Consider the following 25358-nt stretch of genomic DNA (forward strand, 5'->3'; position numbering starts at 1 on the left):
CTACAGTTGAGCCTAAGTCAGCTCCTGACCTCGTCGCGCCGCAAATATAGCTGTAGGAGCGAATTCATTCGCGAATAGATCGTACAGCCGATGAAGGTCTGTTGCCTGCACCACCCTTTCGCGAATGAATTCGCTCCCACAGAGGACGCGGCGTTCAACACATACGATTCAACAACCGCCTCTCCCGATAAGTCGTGCCGCTCCAGCGTCACGCGGTGAACTCACCCGACCGTCAACACCCCACTCGCCACCAACGTCGCATAGCCGCCAATCTTCACCCGATCTCCCTCCAGACGACAGAACAACTCGCCCCCTCGCGCCGAACTTTGATAGGCCGTGAGGCTGAATTTGTTCAGGCGTGCTGACCAATACGGAATCAGGCTGCAATGGGTCGAGCCGGTGACCGGGTCTTCGGGAATGCCGTTCCCCGGCGCGAAGTAACGAGAGACAAAATCATGCGCGTCACCATCGCCTTTCGCAGTGATGATCACCCCCGGCCATGGCAGCCGGGCGATGGCAGCCATATCAGGCTTGCAATCGCGAACCGCCTGCTCGGACTCCAACACCACCAACAGCGCCGCAGCGCCCAGCGCGTCGACGACTTCTGTGTTCAGCGCGCGTTCGATATCCACCGTCACGCCCACTTCACTCGGGGGCAGAGAGGGAAAATCCAGCAACAGGCGTCCGTTCTCGCGGCTGACGCTCAGCGGCCCTGACTGGCTGATGAACTGAATGGTGTCAGACGTTTCGCCATACTTTTCATACAGCACATAGGCGCTGGCCAACGTCGCATGCCCGCACAGCGGGACTTCATTGGTGGGCGTGAACCAACGGATATGCCAGCCCTGCGCCTCACGCACAACAAAAGCGGTTTCGGACAGGTTGTGTTCCGTCGCAATGCGCTGCATCAGCTCATCCGACAGCCAGGCATCGAGGCGATACACCATCGCAGGGTTGCCTGCGAACGGTCGGTCACTGAAGGCATCGACTTGATGAAATTCAAGCTGCATGGAAGGCATCCCCAATCGTTATTGTTCGAGCGCCCTGCCCTGCGTCAGCCTAAATGACTACAGCAAGACACGGCATATCTGACGATGCATCCGGATCATTCGCGGCCAATCTGAGCAAACGTCGCACCGGTATGTTGAGCAAGTACCGCCGCCGACAGTTCCACCTCAAGCCCTCGACGACCGGCGCTGACAAAAATGGTCGCGAACGGTTGGGCGGACACGTCAATGAACGTCCTCAGCCGTTTCTTTTGACCCAACGGGCTGATCCCACCCAACAGATAACCGGTGGCCCGTTGCGCGGCGGCGGGGTCGGCCATCTCGGCTTTTTTCGCGCCTGCCGCATGGGCCAGGGCCTTGAGGTCCAGCGAACCCACCACCGGCACCACGGCCACCAGCAACTCGCCCTTTTCAGTGCTTGCCAGCAGCGTCTTGAAGACTTGCGCGGGTTGCAGGTTCAGCTTTTCGGCGGCTTCCAGGCCATAGGACGCGGCCTTGGGGTCATGTTCGTAACTGTGGACACGGTGTTCGGCGCGAACTTTTTTCAGCAAATCCAATGCGGGGGTCATGCAGCACTCCAGACGACCAGGGTGTTTCGTGTTGGCTGTCGCTACTTTAGGCCATCTGCTGTCGAAACGCCTCTGTTCAGCGGCTGTCCCAGCGTGAAATCGTTAGGCCCTGAAAAACAGAGGCACCGTTCACTTTCGACTTTGACAATGTTCGTTTACGTCTATATTTTTTCGAATACGAATATTCAGCCTTCAACGGTGAGGCCGCCTCATCACCTGACGGGTTTTCGCACGTACACTGACGACAGTCCCGAACACCCGCTTTATCACCAGGCAATCGACATGACTGACAACGACAACAAGAATTACATCATCGCCCTCGATCAAGGTACGACCAGCTCCCGCGCGATCATCTTCGACCGCGACGCCAATGTGGTGAGTACCGCCCAGAGCGAATTCGTGCAGCACTACCCGCAGCCAGGCTGGGTGGAGCACGATCCGATGGAAATCTTCGCCACCCAGACCGCCTGCATGACCAAAGTGCTGGCCCAGGCCAACCTGCATCACAACCAGATCGCTGCCATTGGCATCACCAACCAGCGCGAAACCACGGTGGTCTGGGAGAAAGACACTGGGCGGCCGATCTACAACGCCGTGGTCTGGCAATGCCGTCGCAGCACCGAGATTTGTCAGCAGCTCAAGCGCGACGGGCTGGAGGACTATATTCGGGACACCACCGGTCTGGTGATCGACCCGTACTTTTCCGGCAGCAAACTGAAGTGGATTCTCGACCACGTCGAAGGCAGCCGCGAACGTGCCCATCGGGGCGAGTTGCTGTTCGGCACCGTTGATAGCTGGCTGATCTGGAAATTCACCGGTGGCAAGGTGCACGTCACCGATTACACCAACGCCTCGCGCACCATGATGTTCAACATCCATACCCTCGAATGGGATCCGCGGATGCTGGACGTGCTCGACGTGCCTCGGGAAATGCTGCCCGAGGTGAAGTCATCATCTGAAGTTTACGGCCACAGCAAAAGCGGCATCGCCATAGCCGGTATCGCAGGGGACCAGCAATCGGCCCTGTTTGGCCAGATGTGCGTGGAACCCGGCCAAGCCAAGAACACGTACGGCACCGGCTGTTTCCTGTTGATGAACACGGGCAAGAAAGCCGTGAAATCCAACCACGGCTTGCTCACCACCATCGGCTGCGGCCCACGTGGCGAAGTGGCGTATGCGCTGGAAGGCGCGGTGTTCAACGGCGGCTCGACGGTGCAGTGGTTGCGGGATGAACTGAAGATCGTCAACGACTCCATGGACACCGAGTACTTCGCGACCAAGGTGAAGAACAGCAACGGCGTGTACCTGGTGCCCGCGTTCACGGGACTTGGCGCGCCGTATTGGGACCCTTACGCCCGTGGCGCGCTGTTCGGCCTGACCCGGGGCGTGAAGGTCGATCACATTATTCGGGCGGCGCTGGAATCCATCGCCTACCAGACCCGCGACGTCCTCGACGCCATGCAGCAGGACGCCGCCGAACCGCTCAAGGCCCTGCGCGTGGATGGCGGCGCGGTGGCCAACAATTTCCTGATGCAGTTCCAGGCCGACATTCTCGGCACCTACGTCGAGCGCCCGAAAATGCGCGAAACCACGGCCTTGGGCGCGGCGTATCTGGCGGGCCTGGCCATCGGTTTCTGGAGCGGGCTGGACGAGTTGAAAGACAAAGCGGTGATCGAGCGAAAATTCGAACCGCAATGCGATGAAGCGGAGAAGGAAAAGCTGTACGCGGGCTGGCGCAAGGCGGTGGAGCGCACGCGGGACTGGGAGCCGCACGAAGACGTCGAATAACCCACATACCCTGTAGGAGTGAGCTTGCTCGCGATAGCGATTTGTCTGTGACAGATTTGAGCCAACGGAACGCATCGCGAGCAAGCTCACTCCTACAGGACATCATTGGACTTCAGGTTCTTTTTCCGGCTGACAGGTAATGGCTGCCTGCGGCATCATGGGCGCTCTTGCCCGAAGGAAGAAAAATGAATCTGCCACCCCGTCAACAGCAGATCCTCGAGCTGGTCCGTGAGCGCGGCTACGTCAGCATCGAAGAAATGGCCCAATTGTTTGTCGTGACCCCGCAAACCATCCGGCGCGACATCAACCAACTGGCAGAGATGAACCTGCTGCGTCGTTATCATGGCGGCGCGGCCTACGATTCCAGCATCGAAAACACCGCCTACGCCATGCGCGCGGACCAGATGCGCGACGAGAAACAGCGCATCGCCGAAGCCATCGCGGCGCAGGTTCCCGACCACGCCTCGCTGTTCATCAACATCGGCACCACCACCGAATCCATCGCCCGCGCTTTGCTCAACCACAGTCACCTGAAGATCATCACCAACAACCTGCACGTGGCGTCGATCCTCAGCGGCAAGGACGACTTCGAAGTGCTGCTGGCGGGGGGCAACGTGCGTCGTGACGGCGGTGTGGTGGGTCAGGCGAGCGTTGATTTCATCACCCAGTTCAAGGTCGATTTCGCGCTGGTGGGCATCAGCGGCATCGACGAAGACGGCAGCCTGCTGGATTTCGACTATCAGGAAGTCCGCGTCTCCCAAGCGATCATCGCCAATGCGCGTCAGGTCATTCTGGCGGCGGACTCCAGCAAATTCGGCCGCAACGCCATGGTACGCCTGGGCCCGATCACCCTGATCGACTGCCTCGTCACCGACCAGCCCCCCGCGCCTGCACTGGCGCAATTGCTGACGCAGAACAAGATTCGGCTGGAAGTCGTTTAAGCCCCTTTCTTAGTTGCGCCTCACCTTCCTGTGGGAGCGAATTCATTCGCGATGCGGTGGTACATCCGACAAGCCTGCATCGGATGTAAAGGCCTCCCGCGAATGAATTCGCTCCCACAGAGTCCAGCGGTTCTCCAGATCAGCAGTGGGGGCTTTACGCGCTCCTTGATGTTCGCTTTTGTTCCTTTCCCCCTCCTCCCATCAGTATTTTCAATCAATACCGAGTGGTGGCCTCTGTCTTATTGCGTTACTATTTTCGAAAATGAACGTAAATGTTCGAATTCGCCAAAATCGAATGTGACCGAATTCTCGACAGGAGGCCCCGATGGCCCATTCCGCCTTGCCCACCCCACCGCTTTCCGAGGTTTATGACATTGCCGTGATCGGCGGTGGCATCAATGGCGTCGGGATCGCAGCGGATGCATCGGGACGCGGCCTGTCAGTGTTCCTTTGCGAAAAGGATGACCTCGCCAGCCACACTTCGTCGGCCAGTAGCAAGCTGATCCACGGTGGCCTGCGCTACCTCGAACATTACGAATTCCGTCTGGTGCGTGAGGCGTTGGCCGAGCGTGAAGTGCTGCTGGAGAAGGCGCCGCACATCGTCAAGCCCATGCGTTTCGTGCTGCCTCACCGTCCGCATCTGCGCCCGACGTGGATGATCCGCGCCGGTCTGTTCCTTTATGACCACCTCGGCAAACGCGAAAAGCTGCCCGCGTCGAAAAGCCTGCGCTTCGGTGCTGGCAGCCCGCTCAACGCCACTATCACCCGCGGTTTCGAATATTCCGATTGCTGGGTCGATGACGCCCGCCTCGTCGTGCTCAACGCCATGGCCGCACGGGAAAAAGGCGCGCACATCCACACCCAGACCCGCTGCCTCAGTGCCCGACGCAGCAACGGCCTGTGGCACCTGAACATGGAACGCGCCGATGGCAGCCTTTTCTCCATTCGTGCCAGGGCGTTGGTGAACGCGGCCGGCCCATGGGTCGCCAAGTTCATTCGCGAAGATTTGAAGCTGGAGTCGCAATATGGCATTCGCCTGATCCAAGGCAGCCATTTGATCGTGCCGAAACTGTACGAAGGCGAAAACGCGTTCATCCTGCAGAACGAGGATCAGCGCATCGTCTTCGCGATTCCGTATCTGGAGCGGTTCACCATCATTGGCACCACCGATCGCGAATACACCGGCGACCCGGCCAACGTGGCGATCACCGAAGGCGAGACCGATTACCTGCTGAAGATTGTCAACGAACACTTCAAGAAACAGCTCAGCCGCGACGACATCATCCGCACCTATTCCGGCGTGCGCCCGCTGTGCAACGACGAATCCGACAACCCGTCGGCGATCACCCGCGACTACACCCTGTCGCTGTCGGGTGGCGCGGGCGAGCCGCCGATCCTGTCGGTGTTCGGTGGGAAACTGACGACCTATCGCAAGCTGGCGGAGTCGGCGATGCAACAGCTGGCGCCGTTCTTCACCCAGATGCGCCCGAGCTGGACCGCCAAGGCGAGCCTGCCGGGTGGAGAAAACATGACCACGCCAGCGGCGCTGGCAACAGAGTTGCAACAACGCTGCCCTTGGCTGCCTGCAGACCTCGCCAAGCGTTGGTCGATCACCTACGGCTCACGCAGCTGGCGCATCATCGAAGGCGCGCAAGGGTTGGCGGATTTGGGCGAACACCTCGGTGGTGGCCTTTACAGCCGCGAGGTGGATTATCTGGGCAGCGAAGAATGGGCGACGAAAGCTGACGACATCCTGTGGCGTCGGACCAAGCTCGGCCTGTTCACCACGGCCGAAGAACAGCAGAACGTGCAGGCGTATCTCGATAAAGTCGCCCGGAGCAAAGGGGCCATCGAAGCCGCTTGATTTCCCGGCGACACCACCGGATCGACTGACACCCCTCGCTCCCCCTGTGGGAGCGAATTCATTCGCGATGGGGTAGTACATCCGGCAGATATGTGTCGGATGTGTGGGCGTTTCGCGAATGAATTCGCTCCTACAGGTGTTTAGCGTTTTGCCTGATTCATCCACACACAGGCATTCGGTTTTCCGAACAACCCTTCCCCGCCTATTCGGCATTCCGTACGACCAAATCCCACCCCATCGCGTATCTAAAATAAATTCTCTTTCTTTTCAGTGAGTTAAAATGTGTCACATGCTTGGCATGACTCATGCTCTACACTCATTCACGATTGCTCCGATGTAGCGTGCCGCCTGAGTTGGGCCGCCGTTGTAGCGTTCTGAAACCGATAGGGCCGACCCAACACGGACCCATAAGAAAAACAAAGTCGAGGAGAAACAGATGCGTATCGTTCCCCACATTCTGGGCGTTGCCATTGCTGCAGCCGCTTTGATCAGCACCCCGGTGTCCGCCGCCGAGCTGACCGGCACTCTGAAAAAAATCAACGATTCCGGCACCATCACCCTCGGTCACCGCGACTCGTCCATTCCGTTCTCGTACATCGCTGACGCTTCCGGCAAACCTGTCGGTTACTCCCACGACATTCAGCTGGCCATCGTCGAAGCGATCAAAAAAGACCTGAACAAGCCAGATCTGAACGTCAAGTACAACCTGGTCACTTCCCAGACCCGTATCCCGCTGGTTCAGAACGGCACTGTCGACGTTGAGTGTGGTTCGACCACCAACAACGCCGAGCGCGCTCAGCAAGTCGATTTCTCCGTCGGCATCTTCGAAATCGGCACCAAGCTGCTGACCAAGGTCGGTTCGCCGTACAACGACTTCGATGACCTGAAAGGCAAGAACGTCGTGACCACCGCGGGCACCACGTCCGAGCGCATCATCAAAGCGATGAACGCTGACAAGCAGATGGGCATGAACGTCATTTCCGCCAAAGACCACGGTGAGTCCTTCCAGATGCTGGAATCGGGCCGTGCCGTTGCGTTCATGATGGACGACGCACTGCTGGCAGGCGAAATGGCCAAGGCCAAGAAGCCAACCGACTGGCACGTGACCGGCACCCCGCAATCCTATGAAATCTACGGCTGCATGGTTCGTAAAGACGACCCGGCGTTCAAGAAAGCCGTGGACGACGCGATTGTCGGCCTCTACAAGTCGGGCGAGATCAACAAGATCTACGACAAGTGGTTCACCCAGCCAATTCCTCCAAAAGGCCTGAACCTGAGCTTCCCGATGAGCGAAGAGCTCAAGAAGCTGATCGCCAACCCGAACGACAAGCCAGCGCCGGACAAGAAGGCTTAAGCCCTTCGCTCCGCTATCACAAAAAAGATAAGCCTGATTTCCGGGGACGTAATAAGTCCCCGGAAGCCGCTGCCATCGGCATGCGCGCATAACGATCGATCAGAGGGGAGACCCTGATGAATTACAACTGGGACTGGAGCGTATTCTTCAAGTCCACTGGCGTCGGCACCGAGACCTATCTGGACTGGTATGTATCCGGTCTGGGCTGGACCATCGGCATCTCCATCGTCGCCTGGATCATCGCGTTAATCCTGGGCTCAGTGCTCGGGGTGATGCGCACGGTGCCCAATCGCATCGTGTCTTCCATCGCCACGGTTTACGTGGAAATTTTCCGTAACGTGCCACTGCTGGTGCAGCTGTTCATCTGGTACTTCCTGGTGCCGGATCTGCTGCCTGAGAACCTGCAGGAGTGGTACAAGCAGGACCTGAACCCGACCACCTCGGCCTTTCTGAGCGTTGTCGTGTGCCTGGGTCTGTTCACCGCCGCACGGGTTTGCGAACAAGTGCGCACCGGTATCCAGGCGTTGCCTCGCGGCCAGGAATCCGCCGCACGCGCCATGGGTTTCAAACTGCCGCAGATCTACTGGAACGTGCTGCTGCCGCAGGCTTACCGGATCATCATCCCGCCGCTCACCTCCGAATTCCTCAACGTGTTCAAGAACTCGTCGGTGGCCTCGCTGATCGGTCTGATGGAATTGCTGGCCCAGACCAAACAGACCGCCGAGTTTTCCGCGAACCTGTTCGAAGCCTTCACCCTCGCCACCCTGATCTACTTCACGCTGAACATGAGCCTGATGTTGCTCATGCGTCTGGTCGAGAAGAAAGTCGCCGTGCCGGGCCTGATCTCCGTGGGAGGTAAATAATGGACTTCTCTGGAATCATCCCCGCCATTCCAGGCATGTGGAACGGCATGGTCATGACCTTGCAGTTGATGGTGATGGGCGTGGTCGGCGGCATCATCATCGGGACCCTTCTGGCCCTGATGCGCCTGTCGTCGAGCAAACTGCTGTCGCGCATCGCTGGCGCCTACGTCAACTATTTCCGCTCGATCCCGCTGCTGCTGGTCATTACCTGGTTCTACCTGGCGGTGCCGTTCGTGCTGCGCTGGATCACTGGGCAAGACACCCCGGTCGGCGCGTTCACCTCCTGCGTCGTGGCCTTCATGATGTTCGAGGCGGCGTACTTCTGCGAAATCGTCCGTGCCGGTGTGCAGTCGATCTCTCGCGGTCAGATGGGCGCAGCGCAAGCACTGGGCATGACTTACGGCCAGATGATGCGCTTGATCATCCTGCCGCAAGCCTTCCGCAAGATGACCCCGCTGCTGCTGCAACAGAGCATCATCCTGTTCCAGGACACCTCGCTGGTGTACACGGTCGGTCTGGTGGACTTCCTCAACTCGGCCCGCGCCAGTGGCGACATCATTGGTCGTTCCAATGAGTTCCTGGTCATCGCCGGTCTGGTGTATTTCACGATCAGCTTCGCGGCCTCGCGTCTGGTCAAGCTCATGCAAAAAAGGTTAGCCGTATGATTTCCATCAAAAATATCAACAAGTGGTATGGGGACTTCCAGGTGCTGACCGATTGCAGCACTGAGGTCAAAAAAGGCGAAGTGATCGTGGTGTGCGGGCCTTCTGGCTCGGGCAAATCCACGCTGATCAAATGCGTCAACGCGCTCGAACCGTTCCAGAAAGGCGACATCGTGGTCGATGGCACGTCCATCGCCGACCCGAAGACCAACCTGCCGAAACTGCGTTCCCGCGTGGGTATGGTGTTCCAGCATTTCGAGCTGTTCCCGCACCTGACCATCACCGAAAACCTGACCATTGCGCAGATCAAGGTCTTGGGCCGCAGCAAGGAAGAAGCCACCAAAAAAGGCCTGGCCCTACTGGAGCGCGTCGGCTTGTCGGCTCACGCTCATAAGCACCCTGGCCAACTGTCCGGCGGCCAGCAGCAACGCGTGGCGATTGCCCGTGCGCTGGCGATGGACCCGGTGGTGATGCTGTTCGACGAACCGACCTCCGCCCTCGACCCTGAAATGGTCAACGAAGTGTTGGACGTGATGGTGCAGCTCGCTCACGAAGGCATGACCATGATGTGCGTGACCCACGAAATGGGCTTCGCTCGCAAAGTGGCCGACCGCGTGATCTTCATGGACAAGGGCCAGATCATCGAAGACTGCGTCAAGGACGAATTCTTCGGCGACGTCAGCGCCCGTTCCGAACGCGCTCAGCACTTCCTGAACAAAATCCTGCAGCACTAACCGAATCTGCCTCACGAGGGCAACGCCCCAAAAGGGCAAAAAACCACTGGCTGTCGGTGTCGCTATCAATGACACGGGCAGCTGGTCGGTCCAGGACGACTGTGATGAAATGCGATCCACCTCTTAGCGCGCCGCCATCACTTGCCGTGAAACCCCGCCTGATACGCCACCTGCTTCTGCCGCCGCTGATCATTCTGCTGATGATCGCGCTCGGCTACGTCACCTATCTGTACAGCGAAAAGAACGCCATCAAGGCCCTCGGCGAAAACGGCGAACGGCAGCTCGAACTGCACGCCCGCACCGTCGAAAGCGAAATCAACAAATACAACTACCTGCCCAGCGTGCTGGAGCTCGAATCCAATGTCTCGGACCTGCTCAACGACCCGTCGCCGGAGTTGCGCTCGAAGGTCAACGATTACCTCGAAGGCCTGAATCGCCGCAGCCGCAGCCGCGCGATCTACGTCCTCGACACCACCGGCCGCGTGCTGGCCACCAGCAACTGGCGCGACGCCGACAGCTACCTCGGCGAAGACCTGTCGTTCCGCGCCTATTATCAGGACGCGATTCGCGGGTTGCCGGGCCGCTTCTACGGCATCGGCAGCACCACCGGGGAGCCGGGTTACTACCTCGCCCACGGGCTGGAAGAGAAAGGCAAGATCATCGGCGTGGCCGTGATCAAAGTGCGCCTCGAAGCGCTGGAAGAGCGCTGGCAACGGGCGCGTCTGGAAGCCTTCGTCAGCGATGAAAACGGCATCATCATTCTGTCCAGCGACCCGGCGCGACGACTGAAATCGGTTCGCCCCCTGACCCCGCAAATCAAGGAGCGGCTGGCGCGCAGCCTGCAATATTACTGGTGGCCGCTCAACGAGCTGGTGCCGCTGGAACGCGAGCTGATCTCGGACGGGGTAGAGAAGTTGACCTTCCCGGCCAACGTCAGCGTCGACCACGAACACACGGCCGTCAGCTACCTCGCGCAAACCCGGGACCTGGCCGACACGCCGTGGCACCTGACGCTGCTGACTCCGCTGGAGGATTTGCGGCGTGAAGCGGCCAATCAAGGCATGCTGGTGGCCGTGGCCTGCGCGCTGGCGATGTTTTTGCTGATCGCCTGGAACGAGCGGCGCAAGGTGATTTCGACCCGCCTCGCGGCCCGTGAAGCGCTGGAAGAAGCCAACAACGAACTGGAACGTCGGATTACCGAACGCACCGCCGACCTGCGCGCCAGCAACGAACGCCTCAAGGGTCAGATTCGCGAGCGGCGTCAGGCCGAAGAAACCTTGCGACAGGCCCAGGACGAATTGGTGCAGGCGGGCAAACTCGCGGCCATCGGGCAGATGTCCACCAGCATCGCCCACGAACTCAATCAGCCGCTGGCCGCTCTGCGTACGTTGTCCGGGAACACGGTGCGGTTCATCGAACGCGGTGCGCTGGATACGGCGAGCACCAACCTGCGCACGATCAACGATCTGGTCGATCGCATGGGCCGCATCACCGCCAGCCTGCGCGCTTTTGCCCGACGCGGGGAAGACAAGGGCCAGGCCTCGCTGGCCAAAGCGGTGGATGCGTCATTGCAGGTGCTCGGCGGACGTCTGGAAAACAGCGCGCTGGAATTGCATCAGGCCTTCGACGACGTCGAACTCGCCATCGACCAGACGCGGCTGGAGCAGATTCTGGTCAACCTGATTGGCAACGCGCTGGACGCCATGCAGGCGCAACCGCTGCCGGTGCTGTGGCTGCAAGGCGACCTGTGCGAAGGCCGTTACCGCCTGCGCGTGCGCGACAACGGTCACGGGATCGACGCCGAAGCGCGCAAGCACCTGTTCGAACCGTTTTTCACCACCAAGCCCGGCGAACAAGGGCTGGGGCTGGGCTTGACCCTCTCCGCCAGCCTCGCAGCCGCCGCCGGGGGCAGCTTGAACGCCGAAGACCCGGCGGAAGGCGGCACGATGTTTGTGTTGGTGTTGCCATTGGTGGACGGTGGGGCGGCGAAGGTATGACGTACTTTTCGGACATTATCGTCGGCCGAAAAAAGTTCGCGGATGAATCCGCTCCCACAGCGGCATGCGTTCTGTCTGTGGGAGCGAGTTCATTCGCGATGAAGGCAACGCTGACGCATTGGATTTGCACATGAACACTGAACTGACCGTCCTCATCGTCGAAGATGACCCCCACGTCCTGCTCGGCTGCCAGCAGGCACTCGCACTGGAAGACATCCACAGCCAGGGCGTGGGCAGTGCCGAAGAGGCGTTGGCGATGGTGGGCGACAACTTTGCCGGGATCGTCATCAGCGACATTCGTTTGCCAGGCATCGACGGGCTGGAATTGCTCAAGCGCCTGAAAGAACGCGACCGCAGCCTGCCGGTGGTGCTGATCACCGGCCACGGCGATGTGTCGATGGCGGTCGGTGCCATGCGCGACGGTGCCTACGACTTCATGGAAAAACCCTTCTCCCCCGAGCGGCTGGTGGACGTCGCACGCCGCGCCCTGGAACACCGCGGGCTTGCGCGGGAAGTCTCATCGCTGCGTCGGCAACTGGCCGAACGCGACTCGCTGGAAGGCAAGATCATCGGTCGCTCACCGGCCATGCAGAACCTGCGCGCGCTGATCACCAACGTCGCGGACACCTCAGCCAACGTGTTGATCGAAGGTGAAACCGGCACGGGCAAGGAACTGGTCGCCCGCTGCCTCCACGACTTCAGCCGGCGGCACTCCAATCAGTTCGTCGCGCTGAACTGTGGTGGGCTGCCGGAGAACCTGTTCGAAAGCGAAATTTTCGGCCACGAAGCCAACGCCTTCACCGGCGCGGGCAAACGGCGCATTGGCAAGATTGAGCACGCCCACAACGGCACGCTGTTTCTCGATGAAGTGGAAAGCATGCCGATCAACCTGCAGATCAAATTGCTGCGGGTGTTGCAGGAACGCACGCTGGAGCGCCTCGGTTCGAACCAGAGTGTCGCGGTGGATTGCCGGGTGATCGCGGCGACCAAATCCGACCTCAATGAGCTGAGCAAGGCCAGCCAGTTTCGCAGCGACCTGTATTACCGCCTTAACGTGGTGACCCTGGAATTGCCACCGTTGCGTGAGCGTCGCGAAGACATCCTGCAATTGTTCGAACACTTTCTGCAGCTCTCGTCCCTGCGCTTCGACCGCGAGCCGCCGCAACTGGACCCGCACACCGTTTCCGCTCTGATGAGCCACGACTGGCCGGGCAACGTGCGAGAACTGCGCAACGTCGCCGAGCGTTATGCCTTGGGGCTGCCAGCGTTCAAGAAAACCGGCGTCGCGGCCCTGAGCCAGAGCCTGGGGTTTTCCGAGGCGGTGGAAGCCTTCGAAAAAAACCTGCTCAGCGAGGCCTTGCTGCGCAGCGGCGGCAATCTCAGTCAGGCGAGCCAGGAACTGGGCATGGCCAAGACCACGCTGTTCGACAAGGTGAAGAAATACGGGTTGGGGTGAGATACGCGTTCGTTGCAGGAACGTGGCTGGGGTTGAGGTACGCGGTCTCTGTAGGAGCGTGGCTTGTCCCGCGATCTGCTGCGCAGCGGCAGCAAAACCGATGACTCGGTACACCTGAAAGACCGCGTGCTCAGATTCTACGGCCGGTTCCCGACCGAGCGCGGGACAAGCCACGCTCCTACAGATGGCGATCCCGCGATTGCGTCAGTCCGGGCGCCCAAGCGGGCCCCATCCAACGCAATCGCGGTCAAGCGCGCTCCTACAAGGCATACGTTTCCCCAGGCCTGTTCAGCCCCCATTCAACCCCTTGGCCCACCCTTTGCACTTCCCCTGAAAGGCCCGCCCGGCCGGTGTTCATGACCATGAACCCGGTGTCAGGGGCGGCATTTCTGGGGTGAAGGCAACCTTGAACATTCTCGATCTCGATCACAGCCTGACGCAGCAGGCGCCGATCAAGGAGCGACTGCATGACGGCCGGGCGATACGCTTGGATTTGCTGGCGTTAGGGCCGGTGTTGCGGCTCTGGTCCACGGAAACCCATTACCAACGTTTTGCCGGGCACCTGAGCCATCGTGCGCGACCGCTGGGCAATCGGCCGGAAATCTTCTTCGTCGGCTCCGGTGACTATCACCACCTGACCACTGCCCTGCTCGCCGATCTCCCCGAGCCGATCACACTGATCCACTTCGACAATCACCCGGACTGGGTGCATTTCGCCCCCCGGCGCCACTGCGGGTCCTGGGTCAACCGGGCGCTGAAGCTGCCCAATGTCAGACGCATCATCACCCTCGGGCCGTGCAGCGACGACCTGCAAAGCCCACAGCTCAAGGGCGGCAACCTCGGGGCATTGAAGCGCGGCGATCTGCAGCTGTTTCCGTGGCGCCATCCGCCCTCGAAAGTCTGGGGCAAGATCGGCGACGGCCCCGGACATCGGCAGATGGACGGCCACTTGCACTGGCACAACCTGGCCGATGTGGACTGGCCGGTTTTCCTCGAACAACTGGTGGCGAGCCTGCCCACCGACGCCGTGTGGATCACCATCGACAAAGACGTGCTGGCCAGCGAAGACGCTGCGACCAATTGGGACCAAGGCGGCATGCGCCTCACCCATTTGCTCGACGCGATTCGTGCCCTGGCCGCGCAAACACGGGTGTTGGGGATCGATGTCTGCGGCGAGTTCGCCCCGCCCGCGTTCAGCAATCCGCTCAAACGCTGGGAGGCAAAATCCGATCAGCCACCTGCCGAACGCTGGAGCGACGCGGACATTGCGCGCAACGCCGAGACCAATGCGGCATTGATCACACTGTTCGAGGAGCTGTTTCCATGACCCCGACTGTGGTGCTGCTGACGGCGTTTTCGATCCTGCTGGACGTGATCGGCCAACTGGCGTTCAAGATCGGCCTGGATCGTCTGCCCGCGCAAGAAGGCGGGTTTCGCCTGCGCAGTTTCTGGGTGCAGATCGCGGGCGCGCCGATGCTCTGGTTCGGCGTCGGCGCTTATGTGGTCGAGTTCATCACCTGGCTGTTCGTGCTGTCCCTGGCGCCGCTCAGCCTGGTGTTTCCGGCGGCGAGCCTGAGTTACGTGGGCGTGGTGCTGGGTGGGCGGCTGGTCCTCGGCGAGCGGGTCAGCCGCCGTCGCTGGCTCGGCACGCTGGTCATCACGGCGGGCGTCATGTTGGTGTGCGCCACAGGCGCGTGAGGTGGTCATGACACACATTCAATTCATTCCCGAACAGGCCTCTGCGATCACGTTGAGCGACCGCTCGGCGTTAAGCGTCGAGGTCAGTCACAGCATCCACCGGGTCAGCCGCAGCGAGTGGGCACAGCTCGACAGCGACCCGCTGGAAGGCTACGACTATTACGCGGCCATTGAAGACAGCGGACTGCCCGGCATCGAGCCGCGCTATTTCATGATTCGCGACGGCCAGCGACTGATCGCGGTAGCACCGGCGTATCGCGACCGGTTGAAGCTGAGTCACCTGCTGGACGGCGTGCTCGTCAGATTGCTCGGCCATTTTTCAGTGCCGATTCTGGCAGTGGGTTCGCCGGTCACCGAGACCTGCTCCATCGCCTGCGCCCCGGACTGGCTGGCGCGCACGCCCGAGATTCTGCAGGTTCTGATCGACGCGCTGCATCGGCAATCACGTCTGGAAGGCACGTGGCTGTACCTGTTCAAGGACGTGGCCGAAGAGCGCGTGACGCTGCGCAGCGCTCTGGAACATCTGGATTTCGTTCGCGTGGCGGGGATGCCGAGAACCTCGCTCCCATTACCGTTCACAGGGCTGGAAGGCTATCTCGCCAGCTTGAGCCGGATAATTCGCAAGGGCCTGAAACGCAAGCTCAAGGCGCCGTCGAACCTGCGCATCGAGGCGCGACAACATCAGGTGGAAGACGTGATCGAGCGCATGCTGGCGCTGTACGCCGACACCGTGGCACGCAGTGGCGAGGAGATCGAACCGCTGACCGCCGACTATTTCCGCGCCGTGCTCGCCAAGCTGGGCGAGCGCGCGACCTGCTACCTGTTCTGGTCCGACGACACGCTGATCGGCTTCAATCTGCTGTTAGGGGATGGCGCGCGACAGATCGACAAGGTCTTCGCCTCCGAAGGTGCCGCCGCCCGCGAACATAACCTCTACCACCGCACTTGGCTGGCCCACGTGCAGCGCTGCATCGAACACGGCATCCCGGCGTTCGAGGCGAGTCAGGCGGCGTATGGCGAGAAGCTGCGGCTGGGCTGCCAACTGCTGGGTAACGATCATTACGTCCGCCACCGCCGCCTGTGGGTCACCCGTGTACTGGGGTGGCTGCTGCGCAAGGCCGGGCTGGATCAATCGACTGTGGTCATCAGGAATACCGACGATGAGTGAGCAGACCTTGAATCAAAAACCCGCCTGGCGCTGGCTGGAAGGCCGGGCTGCGACCATCGGCCTGTGGTGCCTGTTGATCGGCACCGAGAGCGCGGCGCAAATCGCCTTGAAACTGGGGGGCGATGGACTGGCCGCAATGCCGTTCGGCCTCGACTGGCTGCGGGCGGCGCTGACCAACATCGCCGTGCTGGCGGCAGTCGGCTGCTACATCGGTTCGTTCCTGAGCTGGATGCTGATCCTGCGGCGCAGCAGCCTGTCACTGGCCTTCCCGCTCAGCTCGCTGGTGTTCGTGGTGGTGCTGCTGGGGTCGTGGCTGGGTCTCGACGAACACATCAGCGCCCTGCACTGGCTGGGCGTGTGGGTGATCATCGGCGGGATTGCGCTGTTGGCGGAGGGGGAGCATTAACCCTCTGTAGCGACAGCGACCCACAAACGCCACCGCCGGCGAGCCGCGCTGCTACAGGCTTTGGCCGACGCAAATTACGGTACGACTCTGGGCTAGCTTTTGATTCTGGCCGGAGGCCGTAGGAGCTGGCTTGCCTGCGATCTGCCGGGTACCGGCAGCAAAACCTGACGCCTTCAACCTGCCTGACACACCGCACACACCGCACACACCGACCTTACTGCCGCTGCGCGCCAGATCGCAGGCAAGCCAGCTCCTACGGGGTGCGGTGTTTTCGCCGGACTGCTACAAAAGAAATGCATCAGGTCTTGGAATGGTCCACCAAAAAACCTAACCCATGGGACACGGGGATTTCTTTCACGCCCATCATCCGCTGCTGGTCCTTGATCTCCTTGTGGAAGGCCTTGACTTTGGTCCAGTGCATTTTCGGGCGGTAGTGGTGTTCGGCGTGGTAGCCGTTGTTCATCCAGATGACGTTGTACAGCGCGCTGTACGAACTCACGCCCCAGGCGATCGGCAAGTCAGGATTGCCACCGAGGTGCTCGTAATAGCCGTTCAGGGAAGACAACGACTGCCCCAGGTACCAGAACGGCACCAGCCACAGCACGGCATGCCAGTCATAGATCGCCAGCAGCAGGTAGGCCGCGAGGGTCACGTAGATTTCAACCCTGGCCCAGCGCGCGTCATCCGGATGTTTACGCTTCATTTCTTCGTAATAGCTCTTCGGCTCGTCACGAAACGCGCTGAGGAACACATAACGCCACAGGGCTTCAGGTTCGCCGTTGTGGCCATAGCGGTAGATCGACAGTGGGTCTACGGTGTCGCCCTTTTCGTCGGGGCGATCCGAGTTGCCGCGGTGATGGCGGTTGTGGATGTCGCGGTACAGGGTCTGGGAAAACCCGATGGTCACCGACAGCAGCAGGTCGAACGCCCGGTTCATCGACTTATGGGTAAAGTACGGGTTGTGAATCTGGTTGTGCGAGATGCTGTTGATGCTCCACGACAGGCTGACGGCGTACACCAGCGCCAGCGGCACGATGGCCCACCACGACAAGCCGTGGAAGGCTACGACCAACCACATCACGAATGCGAAATGGGCCAGCGCCATGGCAATCGGGACAATGTCCCAGAGTGAATACGCGAGCCAGCGGTAAACGGGACGAGCCATGAAGAACTTCCTCGAAACGGTGAGTGCTTCGGCTCATTGCAAGGGCCAGACCAACCCGCCCGCTACTTGAAGTGATACGCCACGGCGACGTCCAGCTCGCCGTGATTCACGTGGCCTTGCTGGCGAACGATGCTGCTGTCGGCGGCCGATCCCACCAGGCCCCCCAAGGGTCGCTGTCAGCGCAAGCACTGATGTTGTTTGTAGCGACCTACAAAAATTGTAGCTTCACACCCCTCGCTTTTTCGTCGACACCCGCCAGCGCCCCTGCCCACCGGGCTTTCAGGCCTTTGGCACAGTCCCTGCTCTTGCCCTCTCACGAGCGACACGGCGACTCCCTCGCCTCGCTCTCTCTTTGGACAAGACAGGCAAACGCAGATGATGCATTGGCATATCGTGTGTGATTTCGACGGGACGATCACGCCGACCGACGTGATCGACAACATTCTCGAACGCTTCGCCGACCCCAGTTGGGCCGACATCGAAGACGAATGGCTCAGCGGTCGCATGGGTTCGCGTGAATGCCTCAGCCGCCAGCTCGCGCTGGTCAAGGCCTACCCCGCGCAACTGCTGGACTACTTCGACAGCGTGACCATCGACCCGGACTTCCCGACCTTCGTCGAACACGTCCTCGGCCTGGGCTTCACCCTGGACATCGTCAGTGACGGCCTCGAACAAGGCATCGCGCGGATTCTGTCCCGTCACCAGATTCCCCTGTTGCCAATCATCGCCAACGGCCTGCGGCAAGTGGACCAGAACAGCTGGCGCATCGTGTTCCCCCACGCCAGCGACGCCTGCCGGGCCGCGTCGGGCAACTGCAAATGCAAATCCACGCCGAACGACAAACGCGTGCTGGTGATCGGCGATGGCAAGTCCGACATGTGCGCGGCCAGCACCGCTGATTTCGTCTTCGCCAAAGGCCGCCTGGCCGACCACTGCGCGCACAACGGCATCCCCCACGCGCGCTTCGAATCCTTCGCCGAACTCCCCGCGATGCTGGCCCTGCTGCCGCACAGCCTGCCCGCGCCGGTCGCTCATCTCTCTACCGAATCCCAGGAACGCTTCCACCATGTCTGATATCCGCATCGCCACCGCCGAAGACCAGATCCTTCTGGAAAAAGAAGCCAAATACTGCTCGTTTGGCGACACCGTTCACTACATCGACCCACCGCGCATTTTCAGCCGCTGCGAAGGTTCGTACGTCTACGACACCAGCGATCAGGCCTACCTCGACCTGCAGATGTGGTACTCGGCGGTGAACTTCGGCTACGCCAACCCGCGCCTGAACAACGCGCTGAAACAACAGATCGACACCCTGCCGCAGATCGCCAGCCAGTACCTGCACAAGGGCAAGATCGAGCTGTCGGAGCGCATCGCTGTCGACGCCAAGAACAAGTTCGGCCTGGACGGTCGAGTGCACTTCAACGTCGGTGGCTCGCAGTCCATCGAGGACTCGTTGAAAGTCGTGCGTAACGCCAGCAACGGCAAAAGCCTGATGTTCGCCTTCGAAGGCGGCTACCACGGCCGCACCCTCGGCGCGTCGTCGATCACCTCCAGCTACCGCTATCGGCGCCGCTACGGACACTTCGGCGAGCGTGCGCAGTTCATCCCGTTCCCGTACCACTTCCGCGGCCCGAAAGGCATGACCAAGGAAGAATACGGCAGCTATTGCGTGCAGCAATTCGCCCGTCTGTTCGAGACTGAATACAACGGCGTGTGGGACCCGAAAGTTGGCCAGAGCGAGTACGCCGCGTTTTACGTCGAGCCGATTCAGGGCACCGGCGGCTACGTGATTCCGCCGATGAACTTCTACAGCGAACTCAAGCACGTGCTCGATCAGCACGGCATCTTGATGGTCGTCGATGAAATCCAGATGGGCTTCTACCGCACCGGCAAGCTGTGGTCGATCGAACACTTCGACGTCAAACCCGACGTGATCGTGTTCGGCAAGGCGCTGACCAACGGCCTCAACCCGCTGGGCGGCATCTGGGCCCGCGAAGAATTGATCAACCCGACAATCTTCCCGCCAGGTTCGACCCATTCCACCTTCGCGTCCAACCCGCTGGGCACGGCCGTGGGTCTGGAGATGTTCAAGATGACCTCCGAAGTCGACTACGGCGCGATGGTCATGAATAAGGGCAAATACTTCCTCGAAGGTCTGCGCGACTTGCAAAAACGCTACCCGATCATTGGTGACGTCGACGGCCTGGGCCTGGCCCTGCGGGCTGAAATCTGTCAGGCGGACGGCTTCACGCCAGACAAGGCGACCTTGGATTTCATGGTCGAAGAAGGCATGAAAGGCGACATCGAGATCGACGGCAAACGCCTGGGTCTGGTGCTCGACGTGGGCGGTTACTACAAGAACGTGATCACCCTCGCGCCGTCGCTGGAAATCAGCTACCCGGAAATCGACCTGGGCATCGCCCTGCTCGACCGCCTCCTGCACCGGGCCATGAAACGATGAGCCCGACGCCCTCGCACCCCGCGATCGACATGGGCGAAGGCGATGCCGGGTTCATTCTCGGCAACGGCCCCGTGGGGGTATTGCTCATCCACGGCCTGACCGGCACCCCGACGGAGTTGCGTCGGGTGGCCCAGGGCTTGGCCGACAGGGGCTGCACGGTGTACGTGCCGACCCTGGCCGGGCACTGCGGCAACAACGACGACCTGCAACGCACGGTCTGGACCGACTGGTATGAAAGCGCCCGGCGAACCTTCGTCGGCGTGCGCCAGCGCCACGCTCAGGTGTTCGTCGGCGGGCTGTCGATGGGTGCCGTGATGTCGATGCACATGGCCGCGCAGCACCCCGGTGAAATCGCCGGGCTGCTGCTGTATTCCACGACCTTGCGCTACGACGGCTGGAACATGCCGTTCGTGGCCAAATTCACCCATTTCTACATGATGCTGCCGTTCGGCGTGCACCTGTGCCGCTTCAACGAAAAGCCGCCCTACGGCATCAAGAATCCGCGACTGCGCGCCATCGTCGAAAAACAGATGAAGGAAGGCGAAAGCAGCAACGCAGGGCTGTTGACCATGTCCGGCATCAGCGTTCGCGAGCTGCATCGGCTGATTGCCGTGGTCAAGCGCCACATGCCCAAGGTGACCACGCCGACGCTGGTGCTGCATTCGCTGGAAGACGACATCACCAGCCGCTGGAACGCCGATTACGTGGAGCGGCGACTGGGCGGGCCGGTGGTCAAGGTGCTGCTCGACAACTGCTATCACATGATCACCGTGGACCTCGAATACCGGCAGGTCATCGACCTGACCGCGTCGTTCATCGAAACCCGACTGCAAGGTGCTCCCCGCAAGGAAATCCCGGCACAGGAAGCCCTCGCGAATGACGAAATGATCACCCCCGACGACCATCCACAACTGGCCTGAACCATGATCAGCACCCACGCCTTTTCCAGCATCCGGTCCATTGATCGTGACGAATGGAATGACTGTTTTCCCGGTCAGCTGGAAGACTGGGATTTTTATCTGGCGGTCGAACAGGCGGGCGTCGAGCGCTTTCACTGGCGCTACCTGGCCGTGTTCGACGGGCCGCGCTTGCTGGGTGTCGCTCCGGCGTTTTACACCTGCTACAGCCTCGACACCACGATGCAAGGGGCCAGCAAACGCATGACCGAAAAGCTCAGGCGCCTGTGGCCGGGGGTGTTCGACTTGCAACTGTACGCGGTGGGTTCGCCCGTGGCCGAACGCTGCAATGCCGGGGTCGCGAGCCACGTGCCCGCAGCGCAGCGGCAGGCGGTGTTCGACCGTTTGCTGCAACGGGCGCGGCACGACGCCGACGGTCTGGGCATCGGCCTGCTCGCGGTGAAAGACGCGCCGCAACAGGACCATCTGTGGGCAAACACCTGCCGCAACGCCGGTCTGCAAGTGATGCCGAGCCTGCCCAGTGCGTTGTTGCCCGTCACCTACCCGTCGCTGGACGCCTACCTCGGCTCGTTGGGAAAATCCACGCGCAAGGACCTGCGTCGCACCCTGCGCGGACCGGCGCCGCAGATCGAATGGCGGCGGCAGATCGACGATGTATTGCCAGACATCATGCAGCTCTACGAAGCGACCCTGTTGCGCAGTGATCTACAATTCGAACGGCTCGGCCCGGCCTATTTCACCCGCATCCTCCAACAGCTCGGCGAGCGGGCGGTCTGCGTGTTGTACTGGGTCGATAACCGGCTGGTGGCGTTCAACCTGATGCTGCTGAACGAGCAACGCCTGATCGACAAGATTTTTGCCCACGACCTCGAACACACACGGGACCTGAACCTCTATGCACGCAGCTGGCTGGCGAATGTCGAATACTGCATCCACAATCGCATCCCGGTGTACGAAGCGGGCCAGGCCGGGTACGCGAGCAAGATCCGTTTCGGCTGCCGCTTCGAACCCAACCTGCTGTTTTTCCGTCACCGCAACCGGCTGCTGAACACCGTGCTCAAACTGATCAAGCGCGTGATCAGCCCCGACCGAACCGATCCCGCCCTGGCGGCGGCAATAAGCGACCATTGATGACTGAACTCCCGCCACGCTCCGTCCGCTCACTGTTTTCCCTCTCGCGTTGGAGCGTGCAACGCAAACTGGTCTTGGCGTTCTGGCTGGTGAGCGTGATTCCGACGATGATCGCCGCCGAATTGGCGGCCTCCACGCTGTCGCAGATTTTCGATAGCAACGTGCGCATCTGGTTGCAGGAATCGACCAAGATCGTCATCGACGAAACCACCGAAATCATGCACAACAACGCTCGGGTCGCGCAGTTGTTCCAGGCCTATACGCGCTCGACTGTCGAGACCGGCAACCAGCGTGACAAGCTGATCGCCGACGTGGCGGACGCCATGGGCATTGACGTCGTGGCGCTGATCCGCAGCGACGATCACAAGGTCATGTTCTCCACGGCCGCCGACGACATCGTCAGCCAGATCAGCCTCGCGCCCAAGTCCGTTTTGCAGACCATCCACGAAGGCGGCAGCGCCGTGGGCACCGTGGTCTCGACCTTCCATACCGTCGAGGGCGGCGTGGATTACGAGCTGGTGATCGCAACGTACCTGGACAGCAGTTTTCTCACCAGCGTGGCCGATGTGCACTCGCTGGACCTGCGCCTGTATCTGCGCAACAAGGAAGGGTTCGGCGAGATTTTTGCCACCCAGCGTTTCGAAGATCACCCGCCTCAGGTGCCCCCAAAAATCGAGGACATCCTGCGCAGGACCAAGGAGGCCAGCGAGCAGTCCACGCCCCGTTACAGCGGCCTGTATTCGCCCATCCTCAACGACAACGGCGAGCTGCAAGGGGTGATTTTCAGCGGCCTGTTGCGGCACTCGTCGCTGGTGGGACTGGTCAATCAGACCAACCTGTTTCTGGCGATTTTCCTGGTAGGCTCGGCGCTGTCCCTGGGGGTCGGCTCGCTGGTTTCGCAGCACCTCACCCGCCCGTTGCGCGGTCTGCGTGAAGGCGTGAGGGCGGTCACTGCCGGGGATTATCACCGTCAGGTCGAAGTCATCGGCGGCGATGAGCTGGCCGAGTTGAGCGTGACTTTCAACCACATGACTGAACGTCTGCGCGAACTCCAGCATCTGGAAGCGCAACTGCGCAGGCGCGACCGGCTGCACACCCTCGGTGAAGTGGCGATGGGGCTGGCCCACGAAATCCGCAACCCGCTGGGCATCATCAAGACCGCCACGCAACTGCTGCACCGCCGCGCCAGCCTGCCGGAAACCGACATGCGCCACTTGGAATACGTGATTTCCGAGGTCACGCGGATCAACGACCTGATCACCGAATTCCTCGATTTCGCCAAACCGAGCGCGCCGATCCGTTCCACCCTCGTCGCCCGCGGGCTGCTGGAAGACGTGTTGGGCTTTTGCGCGCCGGAGCTGAACAACCACAACGTCATCGCGTTGATCGAAGAACAGGCCTCCGGCGCGACGGTCTACGCCGATGCCCGGCAGTTGACCCAGGCCTGTCTCAACCTGATCCTCAACGCCATTGACGCCATGCCCGACGGCGGACAGTTGACCCTGTCCATCGCCCGTGGTCAGGCCGACAGCGAACGGCCCATGACGCGCATCAGCGTGTCCGACACCGGCCAGGGCATCGATGCGGACATCATCGATCGCATCTTCAACCCGTTCGTGACCACCAAGGCGTCAGGTACGGGGCTTGGGCTGGCGAAGGTCTTTTCCATCATGGAGAACCACGATGGCCGTGTAGAGTGCTTGAGCGAACCGGGCGCGGGCGCCACGTTCAATCTGTACTTGCCGGCCGATGAAGGAGAACAGGCATGAGCCATAACGTGCTGGTGGTCGACGACGAACCCAAGCTGTGCGACCTGCTGGCGTCGGCCCTTAGCCAGAACGGCATTCAGGTGTTCACCGCCGGCAACGGCCTGCACGCCCTGACGGTGCTGGAACGCGAAGAGATCGATCTGGTGATCAGCGACTGGCGCATGCCCGGCATGGACGGCCCGCAACTGCTGGCGGAAATCAAACAGCGTTTTCCGCAGCTGCCGGTGATCGTCATGACCGCCTACAGCACGGTCAAGAATGCCGTGCAATCGATGCGCAACGGCGCCTACGACTACATCAGTAAACCCTTCGACATCGACGAGCTGGACATCACCGTTCACAAGGCCTTGCAGTTCCGGGACATCCTGCGGGACAACCAGCGGCTGCGTGCCGAGCTGGACGAACACCAGCAGATCGAGAGTCTGGTGGGTGAAAGCCCGGCATTCCGTCGGGTGCTGCAAGCAGTGGACTCGGTGCGTGAAAGCAGCGCAACGATCCTGCTGACCGGCGAAAGCGGCACTGGCAAGGAAATGGTCGCACGGGCCATCCACAAACACGGCAATCGCGCGGACAAACCCTTCGTCGCGGTGAACTGCGCGGCCATCCCCGAAGGACTGCTGGAAAGCGAGATGTTCGGCCACAAAAAAGGCGCGTTCACCGGCGCAGTGTCGGACCGGGTCGGACGCTTTCAACAGGCCGACAAGGGCACGCTGTTCCTCGACGAAGTGGGCGACATGCCGCTGGCGTTGCAGGCAAAAATCCTGCGCGCCCTGCAGGAGCGCGTGATCGAGCCGGTGGGCGACCCTCGCGAGCGCAAGGTCGATGTGCGGGTGATCGCGGCCACCAACAAAGACCTGCTCGACGCGGTGGCCCGCAAAGAATTCCGCGAGGACTTGTACTACCGCCTCAACGTGTTTCCGATCCCTCTGCCTGCCCTGCGCGAACGGGCCGAGGACATCCCGTCACTGGCCCGGCATTTCGCCCATGTTCTGGGCGCCACGGCAGGTAAACGCATCACCGGTTTCAGCCCCGAAGCGCTGCTGGCCATGGCCAACTACACGTGGCCGGGCAACATCCGCGAGCTGCAAAACTGCGTCGAACGCGCGACTATCGTGGCCTCGACGCCGACCATCGAAGAGTCGGATTTGCCGGCTTATCTGTTTGGTGCACGACAATCGTCTTCGTCGACCTTGAGCATTCTCAGCGAAGGCCCCGGCATCCCCAAAGACCTCGACGCAGCGCTGGCGGAAGTCGAAAAAGCCTACATCCTCGCCGCCCTCCAAGAAACCAACGGCGTCCAGGCCGCCGCCGCGCAACTCATCGGCATCTCCGAGCGCAGCTTCTGGTATCGGCTGAAGAAACTGGAGATTCATGTGGACAAGATTGTGCGCTAACGGCCCTGCTTGAC

Annotated in this window: 22 protein-coding genes; 19 read left to right on the forward strand and 3 right to left on the reverse strand. The window is 60.9% G+C overall.

Features of this window, described 5'->3' with window-relative positions; all coding sequences use genetic code 11:
• Positions 1-221 precede the first annotated feature (221 nt).
• Positions 222-1010 (reverse strand): PhzF family phenazine biosynthesis protein, encoded by a 789-nt coding sequence (locus AAEO81_RS24325; protein ID WP_341959561.1) that lies wholly within the window; start codon positions 1008-1010, stop codon positions 222-224.
• Positions 1011-1105: 95 nt separating this feature from the next.
• Positions 1106-1576 carry a Cys-tRNA(Pro) deacylase gene (gene ybaK / locus AAEO81_RS24330; RefSeq protein WP_166593472.1) on the reverse strand — a complete coding sequence of 157 codons (471 nt, stop codon included), beginning with the start codon at positions 1574-1576 and terminating at the stop codon, positions 1106-1108.
• Between the two features lie 282 nt (positions 1577-1858).
• Here ybaK and glpK point away from each other — a divergent pair, with 282 nt between their 5' ends.
• The 13 genes from glpK (at position 1859) to AAEO81_RS24395 (ending at position 16507) form a co-directional block, all read left to right on the forward strand.
• Entirely contained in the window at positions 1859-3364 is a 1506-nt protein-coding gene (glpK, locus tag AAEO81_RS24335) for a glycerol kinase GlpK (protein ID WP_341959562.1), read from the forward strand.
• A 185-nt stretch (positions 3365-3549) separates the two neighbouring features.
• Entirely contained in the window at positions 3550-4305 is a 756-nt protein-coding gene (locus AAEO81_RS24340) for a DeoR/GlpR family transcriptional regulator (protein WP_166593474.1), read from the forward strand.
• Between the two features lie 325 nt (positions 4306-4630).
• Positions 4631-6169, forward strand: coding sequence for a glycerol-3-phosphate dehydrogenase (glpD, locus tag AAEO81_RS24345; protein WP_341959563.1), 1539 nt, complete (start codon positions 4631-4633; stop codon positions 6167-6169).
• Between the two features lie 436 nt (positions 6170-6605).
• Positions 6606-7523 carry a glutamate/aspartate ABC transporter substrate-binding protein gene (locus tag AAEO81_RS24350; protein WP_341959564.1) on the forward strand — a complete coding sequence of 306 codons (918 nt, stop codon included), beginning with the start codon at positions 6606-6608 and terminating at the stop codon, positions 7521-7523.
• A 116-nt stretch (positions 7524-7639) separates the two neighbouring features.
• Positions 7640-8386: an amino acid ABC transporter permease gene (locus AAEO81_RS24355; RefSeq protein ID WP_166593477.1), complete on the forward strand. Its 747-nt coding sequence runs from the start codon at positions 7640-7642 to the stop codon at positions 8384-8386.
• Positions 8383-9051 (forward strand): ABC transporter permease subunit, encoded by a 669-nt coding sequence (locus tag AAEO81_RS24360; protein WP_341964607.1) that lies wholly within the window; start codon positions 8383-8385, stop codon positions 9049-9051. Before AAEO81_RS24355 ends, AAEO81_RS24360 begins: the two co-directional genes overlap by 4 nt.
• Positions 9048-9782 carry an amino acid ABC transporter ATP-binding protein gene (locus AAEO81_RS24365; RefSeq protein WP_341959565.1) on the forward strand — a complete coding sequence of 245 codons (735 nt, stop codon included), beginning with the start codon at positions 9048-9050 and terminating at the stop codon, positions 9780-9782. The genes AAEO81_RS24360 and AAEO81_RS24365 overlap by 4 nt, the downstream gene beginning before the upstream one ends.
• A gap of 104 nt (positions 9783-9886) precedes the next feature.
• A complete protein-coding gene (locus tag AAEO81_RS24370; RefSeq protein WP_341959566.1) occupies positions 9887-11779 on the forward strand; it encodes an ATP-binding protein in 1893 nt (630 codons plus the stop codon).
• Between the two features lie 130 nt (positions 11780-11909).
• On the forward strand, positions 11910-13235 hold the full coding sequence (locus AAEO81_RS24375; protein WP_166593481.1) for a sigma-54 dependent transcriptional regulator: 1326 nt from the start codon (positions 11910-11912) through the stop codon (positions 13233-13235).
• A gap of 406 nt (positions 13236-13641) precedes the next feature.
• Positions 13642-14562 (forward strand): arginase, encoded by a 921-nt coding sequence (locus AAEO81_RS24380; RefSeq protein ID WP_341959567.1) that lies wholly within the window; start codon positions 13642-13644, stop codon positions 14560-14562.
• Positions 14559-14933 carry a transporter gene (locus AAEO81_RS24385; RefSeq protein ID WP_341959568.1) on the forward strand — a complete coding sequence of 125 codons (375 nt, stop codon included), beginning with the start codon at positions 14559-14561 and terminating at the stop codon, positions 14931-14933. The genes AAEO81_RS24380 and AAEO81_RS24385 overlap by 4 nt, the downstream gene beginning before the upstream one ends.
• 7 nt (positions 14934-14940) lie before the next feature.
• Complete coding sequence (locus tag AAEO81_RS24390; RefSeq protein WP_341959569.1) at positions 14941-16101, forward strand: GNAT family N-acetyltransferase; 1161 nt, start codon at positions 14941-14943, stop codon at positions 16099-16101.
• Positions 16094-16507, forward strand: a complete 414-nt coding sequence (locus AAEO81_RS24395) for a transporter (RefSeq protein WP_341959570.1) — start codon at positions 16094-16096, stop codon at positions 16505-16507. Before AAEO81_RS24390 ends, AAEO81_RS24395 begins: the two co-directional genes overlap by 8 nt.
• A 298-nt stretch (positions 16508-16805) precedes the next feature.
• On the opposite strand, the gene AAEO81_RS24400 is transcribed toward AAEO81_RS24395, so the two are convergent.
• Positions 16806-17672 carry a fatty acid desaturase gene (locus AAEO81_RS24400; protein ID WP_341959571.1) on the reverse strand — a complete coding sequence of 289 codons (867 nt, stop codon included), beginning with the start codon at positions 17670-17672 and terminating at the stop codon, positions 16806-16808.
• Between the two features lie 375 nt (positions 17673-18047).
• On the opposite strand from AAEO81_RS24400, the gene AAEO81_RS24405 reads away from it, so the two are divergent.
• The 6 genes from AAEO81_RS24405 to AAEO81_RS24430 are packed head-to-tail and all read left to right on the forward strand — an operon-like array spanning position 18048 to position 25344.
• A complete protein-coding gene (locus tag AAEO81_RS24405) occupies positions 18048-18746 on the forward strand; it encodes an MtnX-like HAD-IB family phosphatase (RefSeq protein WP_341959572.1) in 699 nt (232 codons plus the stop codon).
• The gene (locus tag AAEO81_RS24410; protein ID WP_341959573.1) at positions 18739-20133 is read left to right on the forward strand and encodes an aminotransferase class III-fold pyridoxal phosphate-dependent enzyme; all 1395 of its coding nucleotides are present in this window, start codon (positions 18739-18741) and stop codon (positions 20131-20133) included. Before AAEO81_RS24405 ends, AAEO81_RS24410 begins: the two co-directional genes overlap by 8 nt.
• Entirely contained in the window at positions 20130-21053 is a 924-nt protein-coding gene (locus AAEO81_RS24415) for an alpha/beta fold hydrolase (RefSeq protein ID WP_341959574.1), read from the forward strand. The genes AAEO81_RS24410 and AAEO81_RS24415 overlap by 4 nt, the downstream gene beginning before the upstream one ends.
• A 3-nt stretch (positions 21054-21056) precedes the next feature.
• Entirely contained in the window at positions 21057-22181 is a 1125-nt protein-coding gene (locus AAEO81_RS24420) for a GNAT family N-acetyltransferase (RefSeq protein ID WP_341959575.1), read from the forward strand.
• Complete coding sequence (locus tag AAEO81_RS24425) at positions 22181-23950, forward strand: ATP-binding protein (protein ID WP_341959576.1); 1770 nt, start codon at positions 22181-22183, stop codon at positions 23948-23950. Before AAEO81_RS24420 ends, AAEO81_RS24425 begins: the two co-directional genes overlap by 1 nt.
• Complete coding sequence (locus AAEO81_RS24430; RefSeq protein ID WP_341959577.1) at positions 23947-25344, forward strand: sigma-54 dependent transcriptional regulator; 1398 nt, start codon at positions 23947-23949, stop codon at positions 25342-25344. Before AAEO81_RS24425 ends, AAEO81_RS24430 begins: the two co-directional genes overlap by 4 nt.
• Positions 25345-25358: the final 14 nt, after the last annotated feature.

It is taken from the genome of Pseudomonas sp. RC10, from assembly GCF_038397775.1.
GTDB lineage: Bacteria > Pseudomonadota > Gammaproteobacteria > Pseudomonadales > Pseudomonadaceae > Aquipseudomonas > Aquipseudomonas bambusae.

Coding starts and splice junctions, on each gene's coding strand:
- AAEO81_RS24325 (WP_341959561.1), bottom strand. CDS start 1,010: ATGCAGCTTGAATTTCATCAAGTCGATGCCTTCAGTGACCGACCGTTC.
- ybaK (WP_166593472.1), bottom strand. CDS start 1,576: ATGACCCCCGCATTGGATTTGCTGAAAAAAGTTCGCGCCGAACACCGT.
- glpK (WP_341959562.1), top strand. CDS start 1,859: ATGACTGACAACGACAACAAGAATTACATCATCGCCCTCGATCAAGGT.
- AAEO81_RS24340 (WP_166593474.1), top strand. CDS start 3,550: ATGAATCTGCCACCCCGTCAACAGCAGATCCTCGAGCTGGTCCGTGAG.
- glpD (WP_341959563.1), top strand. CDS start 4,631: ATGGCCCATTCCGCCTTGCCCACCCCACCGCTTTCCGAGGTTTATGAC.
- AAEO81_RS24350 (WP_341959564.1), top strand. CDS start 6,606: ATGCGTATCGTTCCCCACATTCTGGGCGTTGCCATTGCTGCAGCCGCT.
- AAEO81_RS24355 (WP_166593477.1), top strand. CDS start 7,640: ATGAATTACAACTGGGACTGGAGCGTATTCTTCAAGTCCACTGGCGTC.
- AAEO81_RS24365 (WP_341959565.1), top strand. CDS start 9,048: ATGATTTCCATCAAAAATATCAACAAGTGGTATGGGGACTTCCAGGTG.
- AAEO81_RS24370 (WP_341959566.1), top strand. CDS start 9,887: ATGAAATGCGATCCACCTCTTAGCGCGCCGCCATCACTTGCCGTGAAA.
- AAEO81_RS24375 (WP_166593481.1), top strand. CDS start 11,910: ATGAACACTGAACTGACCGTCCTCATCGTCGAAGATGACCCCCACGTC.
- AAEO81_RS24385 (WP_341959568.1), top strand. CDS start 14,559: ATGACCCCGACTGTGGTGCTGCTGACGGCGTTTTCGATCCTGCTGGAC.
- AAEO81_RS24390 (WP_341959569.1), top strand. CDS start 14,941: ATGACACACATTCAATTCATTCCCGAACAGGCCTCTGCGATCACGTTG.
- AAEO81_RS24395 (WP_341959570.1), top strand. CDS start 16,094: ATGAGTGAGCAGACCTTGAATCAAAAACCCGCCTGGCGCTGGCTGGAA.
- AAEO81_RS24400 (WP_341959571.1), bottom strand. CDS start 17,672: ATGGCTCGTCCCGTTTACCGCTGGCTCGCGTATTCACTCTGGGACATT.
- AAEO81_RS24405 (WP_341959572.1), top strand. CDS start 18,048: ATGATGCATTGGCATATCGTGTGTGATTTCGACGGGACGATCACGCCG.
- AAEO81_RS24410 (WP_341959573.1), top strand. CDS start 18,739: ATGTCTGATATCCGCATCGCCACCGCCGAAGACCAGATCCTTCTGGAA.
- AAEO81_RS24415 (WP_341959574.1), top strand. CDS start 20,130: ATGAGCCCGACGCCCTCGCACCCCGCGATCGACATGGGCGAAGGCGAT.
- AAEO81_RS24420 (WP_341959575.1), top strand. CDS start 21,057: ATGATCAGCACCCACGCCTTTTCCAGCATCCGGTCCATTGATCGTGAC.
- AAEO81_RS24425 (WP_341959576.1), top strand. CDS start 22,181: ATGACTGAACTCCCGCCACGCTCCGTCCGCTCACTGTTTTCCCTCTCG.
- AAEO81_RS24430 (WP_341959577.1), top strand. CDS start 23,947: ATGAGCCATAACGTGCTGGTGGTCGACGACGAACCCAAGCTGTGCGAC.